Source organism: Meiothermus cerbereus (assembly GCF_051297115.1).
GTDB classification, from domain to species: domain Bacteria; phylum Deinococcota; class Deinococci; order Deinococcales; family Thermaceae; genus Meiothermus; species Meiothermus cerbereus_A.
Window position 1 is genome coordinate 1 of sequence record NZ_JBEVAL010000150.1, and the last position, 1,210, is coordinate 1,210.

Below are 1,210 nucleotides of genomic sequence, written 5' to 3' on the forward strand. Positions count from 1 at the left end.
GGTGGCGGGGTTCGGGTGGATTCCTGAAGAATGACTATCTATCTAAGGTTGGTATAAGAATGGAGTTTTGCTTGCAATTGATAGCGGCCTGGGTGGCCCTGACCAACGGCTGGGTTTGGGCTGGGCCCATGCACCAGGGCCGCTCGAGGTCGACGCAACGCTTCTTGCCGGTGCTTAGGGGTCTCCGAAGACTTGTTGCGCCAGGCGGGGCGCAACCCGGGGGTAGCAGCACGGCTTCAGGGGTTTCCGCGCAGGAGCGCCACACTCCGGCGCACGCCCTCCGGGCCGCCGGTTACCTCGAGGGCCACGGTGCCCTCAAATCCCTCGAGCACCCCCCGCACCCAGGACCAGTCCACTGCGCCATCGCCACAGGGCAGATGCTCGTCCTGCTGGCCGTGGTTGTCGTGCAGGTGCAAATGAAGCAGGCGGTGGCCCAGCAGACAGTGGTACTCCTGGGGGCCGCCAGGGCCGCGCTGAATCAGGGCGTGCCCCACATCCAGGCAGAAGCCGTACTGTGGGTGGGCCTCCAGCAACTCCACCAGCTCGGCGGGCGTTTCCAGCAGGTCGGTATCGCTCAGGCCCAGGTTTTCCAGCGCGACCGGTATGGCGAGTTCCAGCTGCTCGAGCGCCCGATGTACCAGCTGGCGAGCGTGCGCCACCGCCTCGGGCAGCCGTAGTGGAACCAGCCCGCTGTGCAGCACCCCACAGGCCGCACCAATCTCGGCCCCAAAGGCGATGGCCCGCTGGGTGCGCTCGAGGGAGAGCCGCTGCATTTCGGGCACCAGCGAGGCTATGTTCCAGTCGACAAAAGGCAGGTGTATGGTGAACCCCACCCCAGCCACCCGGCCCATCTCGGCCAGCTCGCGGGCCTTCGGTAGCCGGGGATCCATCTCGTGCTGATCGTAGGCGACTTCCAGGAACAGGCCCAGGCTTGCTGCCAGGTCGAGGGATTGATGGTAGCTTAGGCCAGCAGTAAGGGGACTAAAACCCAGCTTCATAGGCAAAATCGCATGGATTATACCGCCTGGGCTCTGGAGGCAAGGCGTTACGTGGCTGGGGGTAGCAGGCTCTTATCATATACAGCATGAACCCGAACAAACCCATACCCAGCCCCATTCCTTACCTGATGCAAGTACCTGACCTGCGGGCACACAACACCACCTACGACTGGCGGATGTTGTTCATGCTGGTACTGATGGCCCTGGGCAGC

The 1,210-nt window shown here is 63.6% G+C and carries 1 protein-coding gene; it reads right to left on the reverse strand.

The window, feature by feature from the left end:
* Positions 1-236: 236 nt before the first annotated feature.
* Positions 237-998, reverse strand: a complete 762-nt coding sequence (locus ABWU19_RS14845) for a sugar phosphate isomerase/epimerase family protein (RefSeq protein WP_435902407.1) — start codon at positions 996-998, stop codon at positions 237-239.
* Positions 999-1,210 lie beyond the last annotated feature (212 nt).